20 protein-coding genes are annotated in these 20,854 nt (G+C 64.2%); 3 read left to right on the plus strand and 17 right to left on the minus strand.

The genetic code is table 11. The features are described from left to right. Positions 1-21: 21 nt before the first annotated feature. From ABZE94_RS05485 to ABZE94_RS05545, 13 genes are all read right to left on the minus strand, one after another. Positions 22-678 carry an OmpA family protein gene (locus ABZE94_RS05485; protein WP_372874537.1) on the minus strand — a complete coding sequence of 219 codons (657 nt, stop codon included), beginning with the start codon at positions 676-678 and terminating at the stop codon, positions 22-24. Positions 679-789: 111 nt separating this feature from the next. Beyond that, positions 790-1,437 (minus strand): MBL fold metallo-hydrolase, encoded by a 648-nt coding sequence (locus ABZE94_RS05490; RefSeq protein ID WP_372874520.1) that lies wholly within the window; start codon positions 1,435-1,437, stop codon positions 790-792. 147 nt (positions 1,438-1,584) lie between these two features. After that, the gene (locus tag ABZE94_RS05495) at positions 1,585-1,905 is read right to left on the minus strand and encodes a hypothetical protein (RefSeq protein ID WP_372874521.1); all 321 of its coding nucleotides are present in this window, start codon (positions 1,903-1,905) and stop codon (positions 1,585-1,587) included. After that, on the minus strand, positions 1,902-2,783 hold the full coding sequence (locus ABZE94_RS05500) for an alpha/beta hydrolase (protein ID WP_372874522.1): 882 nt from the start codon (positions 2,781-2,783) through the stop codon (positions 1,902-1,904). Before ABZE94_RS05500 ends, ABZE94_RS05495 begins: the two co-directional genes overlap by 4 nt. After that, the gene (locus ABZE94_RS05505; protein WP_372874523.1) at positions 2,783-3,529 is read right to left on the minus strand and encodes a TIGR00266 family protein; all 747 of its coding nucleotides are present in this window, start codon (positions 3,527-3,529) and stop codon (positions 2,783-2,785) included. The genes ABZE94_RS05500 and ABZE94_RS05505 overlap by 1 nt, the downstream gene beginning before the upstream one ends. A gap of 168 nt (positions 3,530-3,697) precedes the next feature. Further along, positions 3,698-4,993, minus strand: coding sequence for a flavohemoglobin expression-modulating QEGLA motif protein (locus ABZE94_RS05510; RefSeq protein WP_372874524.1), 1,296 nt, complete (start codon positions 4,991-4,993; stop codon positions 3,698-3,700). Positions 4,994-5,019: 26 nt separating this feature from the next. Continuing rightward, positions 5,020-5,571 carry a hypothetical protein gene (locus ABZE94_RS05515; RefSeq protein ID WP_372874525.1) on the minus strand — a complete coding sequence of 184 codons (552 nt, stop codon included), beginning with the start codon at positions 5,569-5,571 and terminating at the stop codon, positions 5,020-5,022. Beyond that, positions 5,568-5,858 (minus strand): hypothetical protein, encoded by a 291-nt coding sequence (locus ABZE94_RS05520; protein WP_372874526.1) that lies wholly within the window; start codon positions 5,856-5,858, stop codon positions 5,568-5,570. The genes ABZE94_RS05515 and ABZE94_RS05520 overlap by 4 nt, the downstream gene beginning before the upstream one ends. 76 nt (positions 5,859-5,934) lie before the next feature. Beyond that, on the minus strand, positions 5,935-6,648 hold the full coding sequence (locus tag ABZE94_RS05525) for a TetR/AcrR family transcriptional regulator (protein WP_372874527.1): 714 nt from the start codon (positions 6,646-6,648) through the stop codon (positions 5,935-5,937). Positions 6,649-6,759: 111 nt separating this feature from the next. Then, on the minus strand, positions 6,760-8,262 hold the full coding sequence (lysS, locus tag ABZE94_RS05530) for a lysine--tRNA ligase (protein ID WP_372874528.1): 1,503 nt from the start codon (positions 8,260-8,262) through the stop codon (positions 6,760-6,762). A 57-nt stretch (positions 8,263-8,319) separates the two neighbouring features. After that, a protein-coding gene (gene prfB / locus ABZE94_RS05535; protein WP_372874529.1) for a peptide chain release factor 2 occupies positions 8,320-9,415 on the minus strand; the annotation gives its coding sequence in 2 pieces (ribosomal slippage) (positions 8,320-9,342 and positions 9,344-9,415; 1,095 coding nt in all). Positions 9,416-9,531: 116 nt separating this feature from the next. After that, positions 9,532-11,193 carry a GMC family oxidoreductase gene (locus ABZE94_RS05540; RefSeq protein ID WP_372874530.1) on the minus strand — a complete coding sequence of 554 codons (1,662 nt, stop codon included), beginning with the start codon at positions 11,191-11,193 and terminating at the stop codon, positions 9,532-9,534. Between the two features lie 386 nt (positions 11,194-11,579). After that, positions 11,580-12,302: a tellurite resistance TerB family protein gene (locus ABZE94_RS05545; protein ID WP_372874531.1), complete on the minus strand. Its 723-nt coding sequence runs from the start codon at positions 12,300-12,302 to the stop codon at positions 11,580-11,582. Between the two features lie 289 nt (positions 12,303-12,591). Here ABZE94_RS05545 and ABZE94_RS05550 point away from each other — a divergent pair, with 289 nt between their 5' ends. Beyond that, positions 12,592-13,260 (plus strand): transglutaminase-like cysteine peptidase, encoded by a 669-nt coding sequence (locus tag ABZE94_RS05550; protein WP_372874532.1) that lies wholly within the window; start codon positions 12,592-12,594, stop codon positions 13,258-13,260. A gap of 353 nt (positions 13,261-13,613) precedes the next feature. On the opposite strand, the gene recJ is transcribed toward ABZE94_RS05550, so the two are convergent. From recJ to ABZE94_RS05570, 4 genes are all read right to left on the minus strand, one after another. Next, positions 13,614-15,326 carry a single-stranded-DNA-specific exonuclease RecJ gene (recJ, locus tag ABZE94_RS05555; protein ID WP_372874533.1) on the minus strand — a complete coding sequence of 571 codons (1,713 nt, stop codon included), beginning with the start codon at positions 15,324-15,326 and terminating at the stop codon, positions 13,614-13,616. A 117-nt stretch (positions 15,327-15,443) separates the two neighbouring features. Continuing rightward, positions 15,444-15,983, minus strand: coding sequence for a YaeQ family protein (locus ABZE94_RS05560; RefSeq protein ID WP_372874534.1), 540 nt, complete (start codon positions 15,981-15,983; stop codon positions 15,444-15,446). Positions 15,984-16,201: 218 nt separating this feature from the next. Next, on the minus strand, positions 16,202-17,488 hold the full coding sequence (locus ABZE94_RS05565) for an NAD(P)/FAD-dependent oxidoreductase (protein ID WP_372874538.1): 1,287 nt from the start codon (positions 17,486-17,488) through the stop codon (positions 16,202-16,204). 180 nt (positions 17,489-17,668) lie between these two features. Next, positions 17,669-19,159, minus strand: a complete 1,491-nt coding sequence (locus tag ABZE94_RS05570) for an aldehyde dehydrogenase family protein (protein WP_372874535.1) — start codon at positions 19,157-19,159, stop codon at positions 17,669-17,671. A gap of 127 nt (positions 19,160-19,286) precedes the next feature. Between ABZE94_RS05570 and ABZE94_RS05575 the strand changes: the two genes are divergently transcribed. After that, complete coding sequence (locus tag ABZE94_RS05575) at positions 19,287-20,204, plus strand: LysR substrate-binding domain-containing protein (protein WP_372874536.1); 918 nt, start codon at positions 19,287-19,289, stop codon at positions 20,202-20,204. Positions 20,205-20,683: 479 nt separating this feature from the next. Then, a partial coding sequence (locus tag ABZE94_RS05580; RefSeq protein WP_372874539.1) for an aminotransferase class III-fold pyridoxal phosphate-dependent enzyme occupies positions 20,684-20,854 on the plus strand: 171 nt, incomplete at its 3' end.

The following is a 20,854-nucleotide window of genomic DNA, read 5'->3' on the forward strand; positions in this document are numbered from 1 at the left end:
CGGCGGGAAATCAGCGCAGCTTTACATGGGACGCAGGTTGATCTCGACCCGACGATTCTGCGCGCGGCCGGCTTCGCTGGCGTTGCTGGCAATAGGCTGGCTCGGCCCGGCACCGTAGGCTGAAATGCGTGCCGGCGAAATGCCGTTGCTCGTCAGGTAGGAGGCGACACTTTGCGCCCGGCGATTCGACAGGTTCTGATTCAGTTCCAGCGAACCGGTGCTGTCGGTGTGGCCAACGATGTCGATACCGTTCTTGTCGAACTCGTTGAAGACCTTGACCAGAGAATTGAGGGTCGGGTAGAAGCCGCTGGAAAGATCCGACGAGTTGCTGGCGAAGGTGATATTGCCCGGCATGATCAACTTCAGGTCATCGCCATTGCGCTGCACCTGCACACCAGTGCCTTGCAGGGTCTCGCGCAACTTGGCTTCTTGAGTATCAGCGTAGTAACCATAGCCGCCGCCTGCGGCGCCGCCCACTGCCGCGCCGATCAATGCGCCTTTGGCCCGGTCTTTCTTGCTCGAAGTGGCGGCACCAATCACCGCGCCGGTTACAGCACCAATACCGCCGTAGATCCCGGCTTTACCGGCTTCACGTTCGCCGGTGTAAGGATTGGTGGTACAGCCAGCCAAGAGGGTAATGCCAACTGCTGCGAATGCCAGATTGCGCCATGTAGTCATCGTTATTCCTTTATTTTTCGTGTTGTGACAGATCTTCATCGGGTGTTTGAACCTGAATCGGACCTTAAGTTCCGCTCCAGCTTAGCAAGATCCGCCACAATGAATTGCCAATCATGCCCGCACGAATGGGTTCTCGCGCATTTCATCGCCCAAACGCGTCTGCGCCCCGTGCCCGGTAATCACGGTGGCGTCCTCGTCCAGGCTATACAGGCGTCGCTTGATCGAACGTTCGATTGTCGGGTAATCGCCGCCCCACAGATCGGTACGGCCGATGCCACGCTTGAACAGGGTGTCGCCGGCGATCAGCAACTTGTCCTCGGGGAACCAGAAGCTCATCGAACCCGGCGTATGCCCTGGTGTGTGCAGCGCCACCCCGCAACCGCAGTCCAGCGCCTGATCGTCGACCAACCACTGATCCGGCGCGGGCACCGGCACATAGGGCACGCCGAACATGCGGCATTGCATCTCCAGGCCGTCCCAGAGGAACTGATCGTCCTTGTGCAGGTGCAGGGTCGCGCCGGTCTTCTCCTTCATCTGCCCGGAAGCGAGGAAGTGATCCAGATGGGCATGGGTGTGAATGATGCTGACCACCTTGAGGCCATGGGCCTCCAGACGCGCCATGATCAGTTCCGGATTGCCACCCGGATCGACCACGATGGCCTTCTTGGTCACCGGGTCGCCGATGATCGTGCAGTTGCACTGCAACGGCCCGACGGGGAAGGTTTCGTGGATTAGCGCGGTCGGCGCGGTAGTGCTCATGGTTTATCCCTCGGTGCGGTAATCACTGGGTAGCTTACCCCTGCATTTCTTCAAGACGCGACGGAAATTGAATGGATCACCGGGCCCGGCAAACGGGCAATCGCACAGGCCCGGCCCGGGACGCTCAGGGGTCTAGCCGGTCCGGTGTCACTCCACGAGCGGTGCACCTTCAGCCACGCAGCGCACGGCCCGCTTGCGCTGGTCGACCAGCACACCACTGAGGCCTTTCTGTTCCAGGTCGAACAGCACCACGACGCCGTCGATGCACTGTGCCACCTGATTGGCCGGCTTGAGCGAGACCTTGTAGTCCTCGCCGGGAACGGTCTTGAGCATGGTGTAGTCGGAGAGCAGCAAGGCATCCTCCGGCTGGGCGATGTGCAGGTAGCCGTAGTAGCTGAGGGCGGCCACAGTGACGCAGATGCTGGCGATGCCGGTGAGGATCAGGGGGATGGGGTTCAGTTCGCTCATTCTGGATTCTCGAGGTTGGAAATGTCAGCCGAAGGATGCCGCTCGACGAAACCACGCGGGTCGCTCATGAACAACAGCATCAGTTGCCGCCAGGCCGGGTCGGCAAAGGTCTGCACATGGCCGCCGCGGGTCGGCTGGAACGCCCGTGGCGGCCGCGCAGCTTGATACAAGCGCAGGCCGTTGGAAAGAGGCACCAGCGGATCGTCGACACTGTGATAGATCAATAGCGGCAACCCTTCGAGCCGCGGCATGGCATGGATGGCGCTATCGGCATCCGGCACCAGCCGACTCAACGGCACCTGCAGTGGCCAGCTCAGCCAGGTACGACGCAGGATATCGCGGGCGACCTCACGGTAACTGGCCGGCACACCATCGAGGATCAGCGCGCTCAAGCCTGCACGCCGCTGCGGCTGCGCGGCCAGATAATGCGCGGCCAGGGCGCCACCCAGGCTCTGACCAAGAACGAACAGCGGCCGACCCTGCACCTCGCCCGCCTGTTCCAGCCAGGCGAAGGCGGCGTCGATATCCCGATACACCGCCGGCAGGCTCGGCGAGCCCTCGGACAGGCCGTAACCGCGGTAATCCAGCAGCAGCACTTGATAGCCCTGGGCCGGCAGCCAGAAACTGCCGCCGAGGTGGCTGGCCAGGTTGCCGCCGTTGCCATGCAGATGCAGCACCGTGCCCTTGGGCGCGCCGCCGGCCTTGGCCGGCAGCCACCAGGCATGCAGGCGGGTGCCATCGGCCGCGCGCAGGTGCAGATCGCGGTAGTCCAACTGCAACAGTGCCGGGGTGTACGGCAGGCCCCGCTCGGGGTAGAACAGCATCCCGCTGCAGCCTTGCAGCCAGATGGCCAACCCCAGCAGCAGCCAGCCGCGCATCATTTACCGCCGGCGCGCACTTCCTCGCGTGCCTTGAAGGTCGCCTCATAGACGCGTTCGGCCAGGCGCGAGAACGGCAGGCTCTGTACCCAGACCGTACCCGTGCCCTTGAGGGTTGCGAGGACGATGCCTTCGCCGCCGAACAGCATGCTTTTCAGCCCGCCGGCCAGGGCGATGTCGTAATCGATACCGCTGGTGAAGGCCACCAGGCAACCGGTGTCGAGGCGCAGGGTCTGGTTGTTCAGCTCCTTGCGGATCACCGTGCCGCCGGCGTGCACGAAGGCCAGGCCGTCGCCTTCGAGCTTTTGCAGGATGAAGCCTTCGCCGCCGAAGAAACCGGCGCCCAGGCGCTTGTTGAAGCTGATACCGACAGCCGTACCGTAGGCGGCGCAGAGAAAGGCGTCCTTCTGGCAGATCAGGCTGCCGCCGTGCTCGGCCAGCGGGATCGGCACCACGGTGCCCGGATAGGGCGCGGCAAAGGCGACCCGCGCCTGGGTTTTGCCGGCGTTGGAGAAGTGCGTCATGAACAGCGACTCGCCGGTGAGCATGCGCTTGCCGACACTCCACAACTTGCCCAGAACGCCGCTCGCCGCGCCATCGCCCATGCGCGTTTCGAAGCGCACACCCTCGGTCATGTAATTCATCACCCCGGCTTCGGCGATCACCGTCTCACCGGGATCGAGGATGATTTCCACACTCTGCGCCGAGGCGCCGAGGATTTCGTAGTCGAGGTGGTGGCTGGGCATGCGGGACTCCTGGCAGTTCGAACTGGACCTTTCCCGGATTGCACCCGGGCGACGTGAGCTGTGCAGGGTAGATCGGGGCGCGTAGCTGACGCCTTGTTCATCCACCATCGTCGTTGGTGGATGGGTAAAGCGTCATCCACCCTACGATGCCGCAGATCTTGCGCAGCTTTACAGGATATTCGAGTAGTCGGCTTCGATCCGGTCGAGACTCAGGTGATTGAGGAAGTTGGAGAAGCACATCCAGGCCGACAGGGCATTGAGATCCTGGAACTGCTGCGGCAGGTACTTGGGCGGCTGCACCAGGCCTTCGTCCACCAGTTTGCGCAGGGTGCGCATGTCTTCCAGGGTGGTCTTGCCGCAGAACAGCAAGGGGATCTGCTCCAGCTTGCCCTTGCGCACGGCCAGCTGGATGTAGTTGTAGATCATGATGAAGCCCTTGAGGTAGGACAGGTCCTTGGTGAAGGGCAGGCCTTGCGGCACCGAGCCGCGGAACACCCGGTTGGCGTTGCTGTAACCATCCTCGAGGCTGTAGCCCTGGTCGCGGAAGAAGCCGAACACCTGGAGAAAATCCGCGCCCTCCTCGGCCATGTGAATGGCGCGAGTGCGGTTGGTGAGTTTGCGCAGGCGGGTCGGGTAGGAGGCGAAGGTGATGACCTCCATCAGAATCGCCAGACCTTCCTGGGTCACGGTGGAGGATGGCGGCCCCTTGGACAGGAAGGTGCAGATAGGCTGGTTCAAGCCATTCAGGGTGGTGCCGACATGCACCAGCCCCTCGTGCACTTCCAGGGCCCGCACGTCGCGCTCGTTGAACATCGCGTCGCTGCGAATCTTGATGTAGTCGGCACCCGCCGCCGCATCGGCGAGAATGCCGTCGGACTCGAACACCCGGATGGTGCTCTCCGCTTCGCCGAACACCTTGTTCAGGCGGCTCTGCAGCAGGTTTACCGCGGTCGTGGCATCGAGGGTTTTCGCCTCGTCCTTGAGGTCGCCGCGGTCGGCGATGTTGTTCAGGTAGTCGGAGAGCATCAGGCCCAGGTCGGCCAGGGTCGGGTCGCCGGCGTGGAAGGCATCGGAGGCGGCGCCGTAGAGATCCTGGGAGATCAGGCCGAAGTCGGTGGTGCCGCGCGCCTCGAGCATGCGGATGACCATGCGGTATTCGCGGCACATGCGCCGCATGATCTGCCCGACCGGGTTGAACTGACCGAGCTGGCGGGTGACATCGCGCTCGATGTTCTGGAACTCGAGCTTTTTCGCGCTGGAGTCGAAGCCCAGTGGCCGGCTCAGGTAGTAGGCCTGATCGACCGCCGGCAGCGCCTTGCCCTTGGCCTTGAGAAAGCCCTCGCGAACACTGTCGTCCCACTTCACCGCATCCAGGATGCGAATCGGGATCTGCGCCTCGACGATCCGCTCGGATAACGCCCGCACGATCAGTTGATAGTCGTCCAACCCGCTGTGACTGGTCATCGTTCCCTCATGGTTGCTGACAATAACTATGGACCGACACGCTGATAGCGCGCGACCTCGATAAAGACATCCGAATTGGCCTGGTCATCGAGGTAGGCGAATACCACGTCCAGCGGGCTGCTGATCAATACCCCCGCACCCTGCGGCGTATCGACGGGCTTGCCTTGCATCCGGCCCGCCTCGAGTTCCTGCAAGACGCGATCGACATCGAGGTTGTAGATCACCAGCTCATTGTCGCTGGTCAGCTCGAAGCCGGCGATGGCGAAGTTGCCGCCCAGGCTTTCCGGCAGACCGGCCGACAGGTACCAGCGCCGGCCATGATGGGCCACGGTGAAGCCATACTTTTCCAGGCTCTCGAGGTTGTCCGGGCTGCCCTCGTAGGCTCTCGCCTCGTAGAGGCTGGGGCCGGCACGGGTGATATCCAGGTAACGCCACTCGCCCCATTCGTCCTTGCGCGACCATTCGCCGAGCAACGGGATGGGCGCCGCCTCGTTGGCCGGGATCGGCTCGTTGAAGGTCACCAGACAGCCGTTCAACAGCAGGCAGGACAAGGCGATCACTGCGCGCCAGGCGTTCATTTGGCCAGGTACCCATTGACTGACGCCAACAGGCCTGAGCGTAAGGCGCTATCAGCAGGCGCGACCGGGCGGCGCTGCGTATGAGCCATGAAATTCGCGGGATCGGGATAAAAGCCAGGTGTCCTCTGCGCGCCTGCAAATGCACTAACAGGCCGTTGAAAAACGTAGGCGAGGCAGGCAATGCCGTTTTTAACGCCCCTTTCTTTTATCAAAAGGGGCCAACGCAGGTAGTTTTTCAACAGCCTGCTAGCAGTGATGTCACAGGTAACGGATACATCGCCTTTCATTTCGCTCTCCTTGTGAATACGGTTCGACCGCGCCGGCAGGTATCCCTCGAGGCGCCCGCAGGTGGCCTCGCACGACTCAGAGCGCCAACACTACATGCATATAACGTTTGAGAATGGCCAACATGTCGTCATTCTCCAATTGCTCGACCCCATCGAGCAGGCCCTGATACTCCATCCAGCCGATAATCGCCGTCAACAGCTTGGCATCCTGCTCCGGCTGTCGCGAACCCAGCACCTGGCAAAACTGGCTGACGCCCTGCAAGAGAATCTGCCGGTGGGCCCGCACCAGTTCGTGCAAACGCGGATTGAGCAAGGCTTCCTGCTCGAGGGCCTGTTCGGCGAGCAGATGCTCGCGACGGTTGAGCAGTTGATCGCGCACATACTCCAGCGCCAGGTGGGCGATCTCGTCGGCCACTTGCTGGCGTGCCTGCACGCTGCCGTCGAGCGCGCCGACCAACGCCTGCAACTGGCTCTGGGTGCTGCTCCAGAATTTGGCCATGTAGGCGGCGCTGCGCTCGACGAACAGGGCGAAGGTATCGGTGATCAGGTCATCGATATCCTTGAAGTAATAGGTGGTGGCAGACAGCGGCACCCCGGCTGCGGCGGCTACCGCGCGATGGCGCACGGCACGCACGCCGTCGCGCACGATGATGGCCAAGGCCGCATCGAGAATCGCCTGACGCCGCTGCTCGCTGCCCTTGCGGCTGGCCTTGCGCCCCCGGTACTGGACACTCAGGGCAACGGCATTGGCCACACTTGTGGCGTTATCTGGGGTGGAAGTGGAGCTCACGGCTGGACAGTCCTCGCGCACACTAAAAACAGCGATATACCCTGTTAGGCAGTATTGCGCAGAATAAATCCGCCGCCAGACAACAAAAAGCCGCCCGAGGGCGGCTTGGGGTCATGCCTGCGGGCGCATGTGCGGGAAGAGGATCACGTCGCGGATCGACGGCGCATTGGTCAGCAGCATCACCAGGCGGTCGATGCCGATGCCTTCGCCGGCAGTCGGCGGCATGCCGTATTCCAGGGCGCGGACGAAATCGGCGTCGAAATGCATGGCTTCGTCGTCGCCGGCGTCCTTGTCGGCCACCTGGGCGTGGAAACGTTCGGCCTGGTCTTCCGCGTCGTTCAACTCGGAATAGGCGTTGGCGATTTCACGGCCACCGATAAACAGCTCGAAGCGGTCGGTGACGCTCGGGTCCTGGTCGTTACGCCGGGCCAGCGGCGAGACTTCGAACGGGTACTGGGTGATGAAGTGCGGCTGCTCCAGCTTGTGCTCGACCAGCTCCTCGAAAATCATTACCTGCAGCTTGCCCAGGCCTTCGAAACCCAGCACCTTGGCGCCGGCCTGCTTGGCGATGGCGCGGGCCTTGTCGATGTCCTGCAGATCGGCAGCAGATATTTCCGGGTTGTATTCGAGGATCGAGTCGAACACCGACAGACGCACGAAGGGCTCGCCGAAGTGGAACAGCTTGTCGCCGTAGGGCACGTCGGTGGAACCCAGCACCAGCTGCGCCAGCTCGCGGAACAGCTCCTCGGTCAGGTCCATCATGTCTTCGTAGTCAGCGTAGGCCTGGTAGAACTCGAGCATGGTGAACTCGGGGTTGTGCCGGGTCGAGACGCCTTCGTTACGGAAGTTGCGGTTGATCTCGAAGACCCGCTCGAAGCCGCCGACCACCAGGCGCTTGAGGTACAGCTCGGGGGCGATGCGCAGGAACATCTGCATGTCCAGGGCGTTGTGGTGGGTCTCGAACGGTTTGGCCGCCGCGCCGCCGGGGATGCTCTGCAGCATCGGCGTTTCCACTTCGAGGAAGTCGCGCTGCATCAGGAAGCTGCGGATATGGGCGATCACCTGGGAGCGCACGCGGAAGGTCTCGCGCACCTCCTCGTTGACCATCAGGTCGACGTAGCGCTGGCGGTAGCGCTGTTCGGTGTCGGTCAGGCCGTGGTGCTTGTCCGGCAGCGGGCGCAGCGACTTGGTCAGCAGGCGCACGTCGGTCATCTCGACGTACAGGTCGCCCTTGCCGGAACGCGCCAGGGTGCCAACGGCGGCGATGATGTCGCCCAGGTCCCAGTGCTTGATCTCGGCGAGTTTTTCTTCCGGCAGGGTCTTGCGGTTGACGTAGACCTGGATGCGCCCGCTCATGTCCTGGATGACCATGAAGGCGCCGCGGTTGAGCATGATGCGACCGGCCACCTTGACCGGGATGGCGGCTTCGGCCAGCTCTTCCTTGGTCCTGTCGACGTACTGTTTCTGCAAGTCCGCGCAGTAGCTGTCGCGGCGGAAGTCGTTCGGGAAGGCATTACCCAGCTCACGCGCGGCGGCAAGTTTTTCCTTGCGCAGGGCGATCAGCTTGTTTTCTTCCTGTTGCAGTTCGTGGTGGTCGAGTTGTTGGTCGCTCATGGTCTTTTCTATCTGCCTGACGTGTAGTGCGATCTGGGTAGGATTGGGGTTTCGGGTTTACAGCCCCTGTTTCAGGCTGGCCACCAGGTACTCGTCGATATCACCGTCGAGCACGTTGACGCAGTCGCTGCGCTCGACGTTGGTGCGCAGATCCTTGATCCGCGACTGGTCGAGCACGTAGGAACGAATCTGATGGCCCCAACCGATATCCGACTTGCTGTCTTCCAGCACCTGGGAGGCGGCGTTGCGCTTCTGCACTTCCTGCTCGTACAGGCGCGCGCGCAACATCTTCATCGCGGTGTCTTTGTTGGCGTGCTGGGAGCGTTCGTTCTGGCAGCAGACCACGGTGTTGCTCGGTACGTGGGTAATCCGCACCGCCGAGTCGGTGGTGTTGACGTGCTGACCGCCGGCCCCGGAGGAGCGGTAGGTGTCGATGCGCAGGTCCGACGGGTTGATCTCGATCTCGATGTTGTCGTCGATTTCCGGCGAGACGAACACCGCGGTGAACGAGGTGTGGCGACGGTTGCCGGAGTCGAACGGGCTCTTGCGCACCAGGCGGTGCACGCCGATCTCGGTGCGCAGCCAGCCGAAGGCGTACTCGCCCTTGATATGCACGGTGGCGCCCTTGATCCCGGCGACTTCGCCGGCGGACAGCTCCATGATGGTGGCATCGAAGCCGCGCTTGTCGGCCCAGCGCAGGTACATGCGCAGCAGCATGTTGGCCCAGTCCTGGGCCTCGGTGCCGCCGGAGCCGGCCTGGATGTCCAGGTAGGCGTTGTTGGCGTCCATCTCGCCGCTGAACATGCGGCGGAATTCCATCTTCTCGAGGATGTCGCGCAGGCGCTCGACCTCGGCCGCGACATCGTCGACGGCGCCCTGGTCTTCCTCTTCGGCGGCCATCTGCAGCAGGTCGCGGGAGTCGACCAGGCTGCCGTCGAGGTCGTCGATGGTGTCGACGATCAACGCCAGGGCGGCACGCTCACGCCCCAGGTTCTGGGCGTATTCGGGGTTGTTCCAGACGTTCGGGTCTTCGAGTTCGCGGTTTACTTCGACCAGCCGATCATGCTTGTGATCGTAGTCAAAGATACCCCCGAATAGTCTGGGTGCGCTCGGAGAGGTCCTTGATGCTGTTCAGGATCGGGTTGATTTCCATGGCTGGCGGCACTCGCAGGTGAAACTTTCGGAAAAGCCGGCGAGTATACCGTAATCACGGTGGCTCTGGCAGCCCGCAAGCGGCCGTGATTGGCCGGGCGGCAGACCAGCGGGCGTTCAGCCGGCAACGCCCTCGGCCTGCGACGGTGCCAGGGCGACCGCCGGCTCCGACCGGTGCGGCGATTCGAGAATCAACTGCGCGGCTTTCTCGGCGATCATCAGCACCGGCGAACAGGTGTTGCCTGAGACGATGCTCGGCATCACCGAGGCATCGGCGATGCGCAGCCCCGGCACGCCGTGCACGCGCAGTTGCGCATCGACCACCGCATCGCGCCCCTGGCCCATCTTGCAGGTGCCGACCGGGTGGAAAATCGTCGTACCGATCTCCCCCGCCGCCCGCTGCAGATCCTCCTCACTCCGGTAACTCGGCCCCGGCTTGTATTCCTCGGGCTTGAACGCCGCCAGCGCCGGCGCGGCGACGATGCGCCGGGTCAGGCGGATGGCATCGGCGGCCACCCGCAGGTCGCGTTCGTCACTCAGGTAATTGGGCTGGATCAACGGCGCCTGCGCAGCCTCCAGCGAACGGATCTCGACCTTGCCGCGGCTGTGCGGGCGCAGGTTGCACACCGAGGCGGTGAAGGCCGGAAAGCCATGCAGCGGCTCGCCGAAACGCTCCAGCGACAGCGGCTGCACGTGATATTGCAGGTTGGCCGAGGGCTGTTCGGCACTGGAACGGGCGAACGCGCCCAACTGGCTCGGCGCCATGGCCAGCGGGCCGCTGCGCTTGAGCAGGTACTCCAGGCCCATGCCCAGCTTGCCCCACAGGCTGCCGGCGACCTGGTTGAGGGTCGGCACGCCGCTGACCTTGTAGATCAGGCGCAGCTGCAGGTGGTCCTGCAGGTTCTCGCCCACGCCGGCCAGCTCGTGCTGCACGCCGATGCCCAGGCGCTGCAATAACGGCCGCGGGCCAATGCCCGAGCGCTGCAGCAGGGCCGGCGTGCCGATCGAGCCGGCACACAGGATGATCTCGCGGCGCGCCCGGATCACCCGCTCGCGCCCCTGCCAGCGCAGACTCAGCGCCTCGGCACGGCCCTCGACGAGCAGCACCCGCTGCACCTCGGCATCGGTCAAGACGCGCAGATTGGGGCGCTGGCGAATATCGCGGAGGAAGGCCTTCGCCGCATTCCAGCGCACCCCGCGGCGCTGGTTGACCTGGAAATAGCTGCAGCCCTCGTTATCGCCCGCGTTGAAATCCTCGATGCTGGCGATGCCGCTCTGCCCGGCGGCCTGACGGAAGGCCTCCAGCACCTGCCAGGACAGGCGCTGGCGCTCGACCCGCCACTCGCCCGCCGCTCCGTGCACCTCGCTGCTGCCGGCAAAATGGTTCTCCGTGCGCCTGAACAGCGGCAGGACATCGTCCCAGGCCCAGCCGGGATTGCCGGCCGCCGCCCAAGCATCGTAGTCGCGGGCCTGGCCGCGCATGTAGATCATGCCGTTGATCGACGAGCTGCCACCCAGCACCCGGCCACGCGGGTAGTTCAGCGCACGGCCGTTCAGGCCGGGCTCGGCCTCGGTGGAATAGCACCAGTCGGTGCGCGGGTTGCCGATGCAATACAGGTAGCCGACCGGAATATGAATCCACGGATAGCTGTCACGCCCACCGGCCTCCAGCAGCAACACCCGCACCGCCGGATCGGCGGACAGGCGATTGGCCAGCAGGCAGCCGGCCGGGCCGGCACCGACGATCAGGTAGTCGTAACTGTCCTCAAGTTGCTGCATCGGTGCCCTCGCTGTAGCCATTGCTGTTGGAATGGACAACAGCCTAGCCGCCCGGCAGCCGAGCGGCATGATCTTTTGGTCTGAGATGGACGCGGTGAATGGCGACAGGGCCCGTAGAGCCTATGTTCCCGTGCAAGACTCGCGACAGCGTAGGGTGGATGACGCTTTACCCATCCACCGACAACGATGGCGGATGAAAAAGGCGTCATCCACCCTACGGCCGAGCGCATACCTCGTAGGAGCGGCTTCAGCCGCGAATTCTTCGCGGCACAGCCAAAGCTTCGCGGCTAAAGCGGAACGCCGCCCGGCCACTCCGACGCACAGCAACCTGTTCGGAGCGCGCGGCGGTGAATCGGGTCAGCGCCTCCATGCCCGTAGCCCGATTTTCAGCCGGCGTTCAGCTCCACGCGCACCTGGGCTTCCAGCTCACTTTTCAGCGCCGGGTCGAGCTTGAGCTGACGGGCCAGTTCCTCCAGGTAGGCGCGCTCCATGAAGTGCTCCTCATCGACCATCAGTACGCTGGCGATATACATCTCGGCGGCCATTTCCAGGCTGGTCGCCGCGCGCGCCACCTCGGCCGGATCCAGCGGTTTGTTCAGTTCGGCCTCGAGCCAGCGCTGCAGTTCGGCGTCATTGGTCAACTTGACCAGCTCGCCTTCGATGAGCTGGCGCTCACGCGCATCGACATGGCCATCCGCCTTGGCAGCGGCCACCAGCGCCTTGAGAATGCCCTGGCTATGCACCTCGGCCTGCGGCGCCGGCAATCGATCGAGGGTTTGCGGTTCGCCTTGCGGCGCTTGCGCCTGCTGCGTCTGCCAGTTGCCATAGGCCTTGTAGGCGATCACCCCGAGTGCGGCCAGGCCGCCATAGGTCAGCGCCTTGCCGCCCAACTTGCGGGCACTCTTGTTGCCCAGCAGCAAAGCCATGGCACCGCCAGCCAAAGCGCCGCCACCCGCACCGGAAAGCAGACTGCCCAGACCGCCGCCAGCACCACCTGACAACACACCACCGGCGGCGGCGGAACCCTTGCCGGGGCCTTGCCCAGCCTTGTTTTGCAGCAGATCCTGGCCGGATTTGAGTAGCTGATCGAGCAAACCACGGGTATTCATCGACAAGTCTCCTGGGTACCAAAGGTGCAAATGAGACCGCCAGATTAATTGCTAGATTCCTCCTGTCGCAGGAGCGATTGCATCGAGATGTTGCCGCATCCCAGGGCTGCTGCATCCTGCCAGGCGTCCTGCAGTTGGTCGGTTATTCGGGGGAAAATCCACAAATAGTGTTTTGCATCACACCCTGCCCCTATGCGTTTACTAATTGACGTCGGTAGGATGACGCCACTACGAGTAAAACTCGATTCAGGCTATGGAAAGCTCAACAGTCCAGCGCAGACAGCCCTCCATGCCCCGATTTGCAGCCGCCCGCAACCCCATCCTGACCGTGGCCCTGGCCATCCTGCTGGCCGTGGCCTGCACCCCCGGCAATGCCCAACTGCGACCTGAAAACTCTCTGGCTCAGGCCATCGAGCAGGCCCGCCTGACCAGCTGGCGCAGCCTGATCGAGCAGAGCGTCAGCCTGGACGAGCGAAGCAAACTGCAGACAATCAACGACTTCATCAACCGCTCGGTGAGCTATGGCACGGATCGCCAAATCTGGGGCATGGACGATTACTGGGCGACGCCGCTAGAGACGCTGTCGCGCGGCCGCGGCGATTGCGAAGACTTCGCCATCGGCAAGTATTTCAGCCTGGTGCAGATGGGCGTGCCCAGCGAGAAGCTGCGCCTGACCTTCGTCAAGGCCCTGTCGCTCAATCAGGCGCACATGGTCTTGGCCTACTACCCGAGCCAGACGGGCCAGCCACTGATCCTCGACAACCTCGAGCCGCGGATCAAGCCGGCGGCGGAACGCCGCGACCTGCTGCCGGTGTATGCCTTCAACAACCACGGGATCTTCCTGGCCAAGGCGCCGCAGCAGAAGTCCGCGCAACCGCCGCAACTGCTCTCGCGCTGGAGCGATGTCAGCGAACGTGTCCTCGCCGATGAGCAGCGCCAGCAGGCCAACCAGGGCTGACCACTACACTCAGCGACGCGACGCAAAAGCTGGCGGGTTGTCGCTGCGCTCCGAAGCCGCCCTACGCTCCGCCCCATTACCTCGAGCAATCCGCGACCTGTAGGGTGTCACTCGCCGCAGGCAGTGCACCAGGGTTCAGCGACGCGGTACAAAAGCTGGCGGGTTGTCGCTGCGCTCCGAAGCCGCCCTACCCGCCGCCCCGTTACCTCGAGCAATCCGCGACCTGTAGGGTGTCACTCGCCGCAGGCAGTGCACCAGGGTTCAGCGACGCGGTACAAAAGCTGGCGGGTTGTCGCTTCGCTCCGAAGCCGCCCTACCCGCAGGCAGTGCACCGTCGATTACCGGGCGACACCTCAGCGTGGCGCCAGGTGCGCCACCATCAGTTGCACGCTTTCCCGGCCGCGGTACTCGTTGACGTCCAGCTTGTAGGCCAGTTCGACCCAGCGCACGGTGGGATTGGGCCAGACCTCGCGGTCGATGTTGAAGGCGATGCCGTCCAGGGTCTGCCCGCCGCACTCGGTCTTCAGCACCAGCTTGAGGTGCTTGTCGCCGACCAGGCGCTGCTGCACCACCTGGAACACGCCATGGAACAGCGGCTCGGGGAAGTGCTGGCCCCAGGGCCCGGCATTGCGCAGTTCCTGGGCCAGGGGCAGGTGAAACTCTTCGACCGACAGGGCGCCATCGGAGAGCAGACGCCCGGTCAGGTCGTCTTCGCACAGCTGGCGCCGTACTTCGGCATCGAAGGCGGCGGCAAAGGCTCCGAAGTTGGCTTCGGGCAGGGACAGCCCCGCCGCCATGGCATGCCCGCCGAACTTGCTGATCAGCTGCGGATGCCTGGCCGCGACGGCGTCCAGGGCATCACGGATATGAAAGCCCGGCACCGAACGCGCCGAGCCCTTGAGCACGCCGTCGCCGGCATCGGCGAAGGCGATGGTCGGCCGGTGGTAACGCTCCTTCATGCGCGAGGCGAGAATGCCGATCACGCCCTGGTGCCAATCCGCCTCGAACAGGCACAGGCCGAACGGCATGTCTTCCAGCGGCAGGTCCTTGAGCTGGGCCAGGGCCTCGCGCTGCATGCCCTGTTCGATGGCCTTGCGGTCCTGGTTGAGCTGATCCAGCTCCACCGCCATGTCGCGGGCCTGGGCTTCATCTTCACAAAGCAGGCATTCGATCCCCAGGCTCATGTCGTCCAGGCGCCCGGCCGCATTCAGGCGCGGGCCGAGGATAAAGCCCAGGTCGGTGGAGGTGATGCGTTCCGGCTGCCGTCCGGCCACCTCGAGAATCGCGCGCAGGCCCGGCCGCGCGCGCCCGGCACGAATCCGCGCCAGGCCCTGATGGACCAGGATGCGGTTGTTGGCGTCCAGCGGCACCACGTCGGCGACGCTGCCCAGGGCCACCAGGTCGAGCAGCTCGGCCAGGTTCGGTTGCGGCCGCTGCGGATTGAACCAGTTCAGCTCGCGCAAGCGCGCACGCAGCGCCAGCAGCACATAGAAGATCACCCCGACCCCGGCCATGGCCTTGCTCGGGAACTCGCAGCCCTGCTGGTTGGGATTGACGATGGCGTCCGCCGCCGGCAGCTCGGCCCCCGGCAGGTGGTGATCGGTGACCAGCACCATCAGTCCCGCCGCCTTGGCCGCCGCCACGCCCTCGACGCTGGAGATGCCGTTGTCCACGGTGATCAGCAACTGCGGCTGGCGCTCGAGCGCCACCGCGACGATTTCCGGGGTCAGGCCGTAGCCGTACTCGAAACGGTTCGGCACCAGGTAGTCGACATGGGCCGCGCCGAGCATGCGCAGACCGAGCATGCCGACCGTGCTGGCGGTGGCGCCATCGGCGTCGAAGTCGCCGACGATCAGCATGCGCTGGCCCTGCTCCAGGGCCTGCACCAGCAGTTCGACCGCCGCCTCGATGCCCTTGAGCTGCTGATAGGGCAGCAGGCGCGCCAGGCCCTTGTCCAGCTCGACCTGCGACTGCACGCCACGGGCGGCATACAGACGGGTCAACAACGGTGGCAGATTACCCAGATCGGGCAGGATGGCGGGTAGCGGGCGGGCTTCGATGCGCATATTTATTCTTTGTCGTGTAGGGCGGGTGCAACCCGCCGGGTTCCTTGCTTGGCGGCTTGCACCCGCCCTACGCTGCCGGTGCAGGAGCCAGGGGACGCCTGGCTCCTACAGGAAGGCTCAGCGTTCGCCGATCAGCCACTCGATCGGCACTTCGTGCTGGCCGCGCTCGTCGGTGACGAACAGCTCGCCGTCGCTGATCATCACGCTCCAGTTCAGCGCGCGCGGCATGTCCAGGGCCAGGCTCGCCAGGGCGTCCTGGTCCAGGGCCACCACATTGATGTTCTTCAGGCTGCGCACCGGGGCGAGCACCTTGGTCTGCCAGACGCGCAGATTGCCGTAGGCCACCAGGCTGAACTTCTCGGTGCGCCGCGAGCACCAGGTGATGCGGTCGCTGTCCGGCTGGCCGACTTCGATCCAGTGCAGCACGCGGTCGTCCAGGCTCTTCTCCCACAGCGCCGGCTCGTCCACGTCCGACAGGCCGCGGCCGAATGCCAGGTGCTCATGATAGAACAGCGCGTAGCCGATCAGCCGCGCGGCCAGGCGCTCTTCGGTTTCCGAGGGGTGCTTGGCCACGGTGAAACGCAGGTGCTCATAGACGCTGCGGTCGATATCGGTGAGGTTCAGCTCGATCTTGTAGGTCGTGGAAGGCAGGGCCATGGACGGGCTTCTTGGCTAGGCGAAAAGTCCGCAAGTCTAACCCGAAACGGCCGGTGCCGAACCAACCACCCGGCCAACAGCGCATTTTCCGTTCGCCGCCGCGCCTGGCGAACCAGCGACCGCATGCCCCGCCCGCTGGTGACACGACACGGTTGAAATGTCGGCTAAACGCCTGGCGTGTACCGGAGGGCCCGCCATGCTCGTGTAATTAATTCAGGCTACAGAATCACCCTCAAGCACTGACCCGCGTGATACAGCGAGAACCCCGCCTCATAGGCACAACTTCGCAAACCCGCCGTATGCAAGGCCTTCATCTGAGTGAACGGGATGGGCAGCCTGTCCGGGTCGTCGTTCAGCAGGAACTGCGCAAACGCCCTGCCTATTACAGTCCCGGTGGTATTGCCGCGGCCGTTATAGCCGGTTACCGCAACGATTCCCGGCGCAGGTTCGAAGAGGCGCATCAGATGATCCGGGGTGAAATCGATGCAGCCGGTCCAATGCAGCTCCCACTCGACCTTGCCGAGCTCGGGAAAATAGTGGCCCTGGATGCGATCCGCCCAGCGGCGGATGAACCAGTCCGGCTTATTGCTGGCCTTGCCGAGGCTGCCCAGCACCAGCCGACCCTCGGCGTCGCGGCGAATGCTGCTCAGCACGGTTCTGGTGTCCCAGGAGCCTTGGCCATGCGGGAGGATTTTCTCTGCGGCGCTGCCGTGCAGAGGCGCCGAGGCCACCTGAAGGAAGTAACCGCGAAAATAGTTGCGGCGCAGCTCGGTCCACTCGCCCTCTGTGTACGCCCCGGTCGAAATGACCACCTTCTCTGCGGCCACGGCGCCGCGCTCGGTGCGCACCAGCCAGGCGTCGCCCTGGCGATTGAGGTCTTGCACCGGCGAGTGCTGGTAGATAGTCCCGCCCAAGCGGGTGACCGCCAATGCCAGCCCCACCGTGTAGCCCATCGGGTTGATCGTGCCCGCCCGGTGATCGAGCAGGGCTGCGCTGATCTTGTCTGTCCCGCAATAGTCTTCGCAGACCGCGCCGGTCAGCAGCTCGACATCCGCCCCGCGCCGGCGCCACTGCTCTTCACGCGCCTCGAGGTCTGCCAGACCCGCGGCGTTGTGCGCCATATGCAGGGTGCCGTCGTTACGCGCCTGGCAGTCGATGGCGTAGCGCCGGATCAGCGCGAACACCTCGGCCGGTGCCTGCCCCAGCACCTCGTTCAGACGGCTGCCGCGCGGCTTACCCAGCGTCGACTCGACGTCATCGGGCTTGATCCAGGTGCCGGCATTGACCAGGCCGACGTTGCGTCCGGAGCCGCCGTGGCCGACCCGATGCGCCTCGAGCACGCACACCGTCTTGCCCTGCTCCAAGAGGTGCAGAGCCGCGCACAGGCCGGTGATGCCGCCACCGATGACGCAGACGTCGAACTTGACCTGACTGGCCAGGGCAACGGATTCGACCTGCGTGGGCGTCACCTTCTCCCAGAGACACGCTTGAGCAAAACCACTCATGAAACCCACCTCTTCAAACAGCAGCGTTTGCTGAAATTGCAGGCACGCAGCGATGGCCATGGACATGGCCGGCGCGGTAAGGAGTACGCGAGGCGGGAAGCTCTTGCACAACGAAGAGCAGGAGCCTCCCCGAAAAGCCCCATGCCGGGCATCTGATGCCGGGCATGGGCAAGCACGTGATCAATCGAACACGATGCCCTGCGCCAGGGGGAGTTCGCGGGAGTAGTTGATGGTATTGGTCTGGCGACGCATGTAGGCCCTCCAGGCGTCGGACCCGGATTCGCGACCGCCGCCGGTTTCCTTCTCGCCACCGAAGGCGCCACCGATCTCGGCGCCACTGGTGCCGATGTTGACGTTGGCGATGCCGCAATCGCTCCCGGATGCACCCTGGAAGCGCTCGGCCTCGCGCACATCGGTGGTGAAGATGCAGGACGACAGGCCCTGCGGCACTTCGTTGTTCAGCCGCAGCGCTTGCTCGAAGTCATCGTAGGCGAGGACATAGAGGATCGGCGCGAAGGTCTCGTGACGCACGACATCGGTCTGGCCGGGCATCTCGACGATTGCCGGGGCGACGTAGTACGCATTCGGGAACTGCTCCTGCAGCTGGCGCTCGCCGCCAAACACCGTGCCGCCCTCATCGCGCGCCTTGACCAGTGCGTCCTGCATCGAGCGGAATGCCTGCTGGTCCATCAGCGGGCCGACCAGGTTGTCCTGGCGCGGGTCGCCGATGCGCACCTTGGCGTAGGCGGCCTTGACCCGGGCCACGACTTCGTCCTGCACCGAGCGATGCACGATCAGGCGCCGCAGGCTGGTACAACGCTGCCCCGCCGTGCCGACGGCACTGAACAGGATGCCGCGCACGGCCAGATCGAGATCGGCACTGGGGGTCAGAATCATCGCGTTGTTGCCGCCCAGCTCGAGGATGCTGCGACCGAAACGGGCCGCGACGCGAGGCCCGACCTCGCGGCCCATGCGGGTGCTGCCGGTGGCGCTGACCAGCGGCACGCGCGGATCCTCGACCAGCGCCTCACCCGCCTCGCGATCACCGATGAGCAACTGGCTCAAGCCATTCGGGGCATCGCCGAACTGCTGCAAGGCCACCTCGAACAGGGCCTGACACGCCAGGGCGGTGAGCGGGGTTTTCTCCGACGGTTTCCAGATCACGGCATTGCCGCAGACCAGGGCCAGGGCGGTGTTCCAGGCCCAGACCGCGACAGGGAAATTGAAGGCGCTGATGACCCCCACCACGCCCAGCGGATGCCAGGTTTCCCGCATATGGTGGCCGGGGCGCTCGGAGGCGATGGTCAGGCCGTAGAGCTGGCGCGACAGGCCGACGGCGAAGTCGCAGATGTCGATCATTTCCTGCACTTCGCCCAGGCCTTCCTGGGTGATCTTGCCGGCCTCGATCGAGACCAGCTCGCCCAGTTGGGCCTTGTGCTGACGCAGCACTTCGCCAAACAGGCGCACCAGCTCGCCGCGCCGCGGGGCGGGCACATCACGCCACGCCAGGAATGCCTGATGGGCCGCTGCAACCTTGGCGGGCACTGCGGCCGGGCTTTCCAGGGTGACGGACGCGATCTGGCTGCCGTCGATCGGGGTATGCACGCTATGGTTGCCCCCTTGGTATGCACTGGCGCTGACACCAAGGTTTTTGAGCAGCTCATCGACCATGTTCTTCTCCTGAATTCGTTGACGGAAATCAGTATCAAGCCGAATCCACTTGGTGGACAAACGACCTTTACGCACCACATCATTCCCCTGAAGAATGAAATCTCTCAAGCCCGCAGCAGAGTTCGCCATGTCCAAACGCTTACTCCCCACCATGACCGCCCTGCAATGCTTCGAGGCGGCCGCCAGGCACATGAGCTTCACCCGCGCGGCAGAAGAGCTGCATCTGACCCAGAGCGCGGTGAGCAAGCAGGTCGCCCAGCTCGAGGAGATGCTCCAGCACCTGCTGTTCCATCGGGTGCGGCGACGCCTGCGGCTGACCCCGGCGGGCGAGCTGTACCAGGCGGAGGTCAACAAGATCCTGACCCAGGTCGATATCTCCAGCCGCTACATCCTGTCCTACGGCGGCGAGACCGAAGTGCTCAGGGTGGCCACCCAGCCCACCTTCGGGACCCGCTGGCTGATCCCCAACCTCAAGGGGTTTTCCAAGCGCTATCCCAACATCCACCTCGATATCAGGAATGAGCTGGAGCCCTTCGACCTGGTGCAGGACAAGGCCGATGTTGCCTTCTTCTACGGCCAGGGATCCTGGCCTGGCGCGACCTGTATCGAACTGTTTGGCGAAGACGTGGTGGCGGTCTGTGCGCCCGGGATACTGGCCGACCAGCCCTTTGCCAGCGCGGGGGAGCTGGCCGACCTGGTGCTGCTGCAGTGCACCTCGCGACCGGAGGCCTGGCACGAGTGGTTCGACGAACAAGGGATCAACACGGATCGCAGCTACCATGGCCCGCGCTTCGATACCTTCTACATGTGCATCGGTGCGGCCCAATCCGGCTGCGGAGTCGCCCTGGTGCCACGCTTCCTGGTCGAGGACGAACTCGCCGAAGGCAAACTGGTGATCCCCTGGCAGCACCACAAGGCGAGCCAGGGCTCCCACTTCATGGCCCATGCGGAGCAGTCCCTGGACATTCCGAAGGTGAGAAGCTTCGTCGACTGGATCCTCGAGAAGGCGCAAGGGAAAAACCAGTGTCGCCCGGATCACTTGTAGGGTGGGTCGGGCCGCGCAGGTTAGCGGCGCCAACCCCCGAACGATCAGACACCGCCATCGTGGCGCGCCGCGTAACCCACCAAGCGATATAACGGGTTGCGCCGATGGCGGGTTACGGCGCAACGGATCTTGCTGGTTCATCGCTATCGGCAGCGTGCGCCTAACCCGCCCTACAGGGATCGCGGCACAGGGTAAGACCGCGAGTAGCCGACACTTCGACGTTGTCGTGACACTAGTGCCTAACCCGAGGTCCTGAATATTAGGAATGATCGAGTAAGTTTTTTTCGCTTGTGAGCGAGCGGCATTCCTCGCTTTGATAGAGAGCAATCCCTATTCGAAGAGAATGCTGCGATGCCATTTCCCGCCCCTGCCCTGCCTGAGCATCAGGCAACCGGAACATCCGCCCCTGCCCCTCGCACGGCTCCGGCATCGACGCCGGACCCGCGGATGTCCGCCGCGGCTGGCGAGGCGGCTCGGGCATGAAGCCGTCGCCCATCAGCAGCTCGCTGTCGATCGTCCACCCGATCACCCTGAGCCACGGACGCAACGCCCTGGTCTGGGACTCGCAAGGTAACCAATACATCGACTTCGTCGGCGGCATCGGCGTCCTCAACCTGGGCCATTGCCACCCTGCGGTGGTCGCCGCCATC

The organism is Pseudomonas sp., assembly GCF_041601375.1.
Classification (GTDB): Bacteria; Pseudomonadota; Gammaproteobacteria; order Pseudomonadales; family Pseudomonadaceae; genus Aquipseudomonas.

What these genes read in the sequence shown, in the direction of transcription:
- ABZE94_RS05520 (WP_372874526.1), bottom strand. Translation starts at nt 5,858, where the DNA reads ATGAAAGGCGATGTATCCGTTACCTGTGACATCACTGCTAGCAGGCTG.
- ABZE94_RS05560 (WP_372874534.1), bottom strand. Translation starts at nt 15,983, where the DNA reads ATGGCCCTGCCTTCCACGACCTACAAGATCGAGCTGAACCTCACCGAT.
- recJ (WP_372874533.1), bottom strand. Translation starts at nt 15,326, where the DNA reads ATGCGCATCGAAGCCCGCCCGCTACCCGCCATCCTGCCCGATCTGGGT.
- ABZE94_RS05570 (WP_372874535.1), bottom strand. Translation starts at nt 19,159, where the DNA reads ATGGTCGATGAGCTGCTCAAAAACCTTGGTGTCAGCGCCAGTGCATAC.
- ABZE94_RS05495 (WP_372874521.1), bottom strand. Translation starts at nt 1,905, where the DNA reads ATGAGCGAACTGAACCCCATCCCCCTGATCCTCACCGGCATCGCCAGC.
- ABZE94_RS05500 (WP_372874522.1), bottom strand. Translation starts at nt 2,783, where the DNA reads ATGCGCGGCTGGCTGCTGCTGGGGTTGGCCATCTGGCTGCAAGGCTGC.
- ABZE94_RS05550 (WP_372874532.1), top strand. Translation starts at nt 12,592, where the DNA reads ATGCCCCGATTTGCAGCCGCCCGCAACCCCATCCTGACCGTGGCCCTG.
- ABZE94_RS05490 (WP_372874520.1), bottom strand. Translation starts at nt 1,437, where the DNA reads ATGAGCACTACCGCGCCGACCGCGCTAATCCACGAAACCTTCCCCGTC.
- ABZE94_RS05515 (WP_372874525.1), bottom strand. Translation starts at nt 5,571, where the DNA reads ATGAACGCCTGGCGCGCAGTGATCGCCTTGTCCTGCCTGCTGTTGAAC.
- lysS (WP_372874528.1), bottom strand. Translation starts at nt 8,262, where the DNA reads ATGAGCGACCAACAACTCGACCACCACGAACTGCAACAGGAAGAAAAC.
- ABZE94_RS05510 (WP_372874524.1), bottom strand. Translation starts at nt 4,993, where the DNA reads ATGACCAGTCACAGCGGGTTGGACGACTATCAACTGATCGTGCGGGCG.
- ABZE94_RS05540 (WP_372874530.1), bottom strand. Translation starts at nt 11,193, where the DNA reads ATGCAGCAACTTGAGGACAGTTACGACTACCTGATCGTCGGTGCCGGC.
- ABZE94_RS05485 (WP_372874537.1), bottom strand. Translation starts at nt 678, where the DNA reads ATGACTACATGGCGCAATCTGGCATTCGCAGCAGTTGGCATTACCCTC.
- ABZE94_RS05505 (WP_372874523.1), bottom strand. Translation starts at nt 3,529, where the DNA reads ATGCCCAGCCACCACCTCGACTACGAAATCCTCGGCGCCTCGGCGCAG.
- ABZE94_RS05575 (WP_372874536.1), top strand. Translation starts at nt 19,287, where the DNA reads ATGTCCAAACGCTTACTCCCCACCATGACCGCCCTGCAATGCTTCGAG.
- ABZE94_RS05545 (WP_372874531.1), bottom strand. Translation starts at nt 12,302, where the DNA reads ATGAATACCCGTGGTTTGCTCGATCAGCTACTCAAATCCGGCCAGGAT.
- ABZE94_RS05565 (WP_372874538.1), bottom strand. Translation starts at nt 17,488, where the DNA reads ATGAGTGGTTTTGCTCAAGCGTGTCTCTGGGAGAAGGTGACGCCCACG.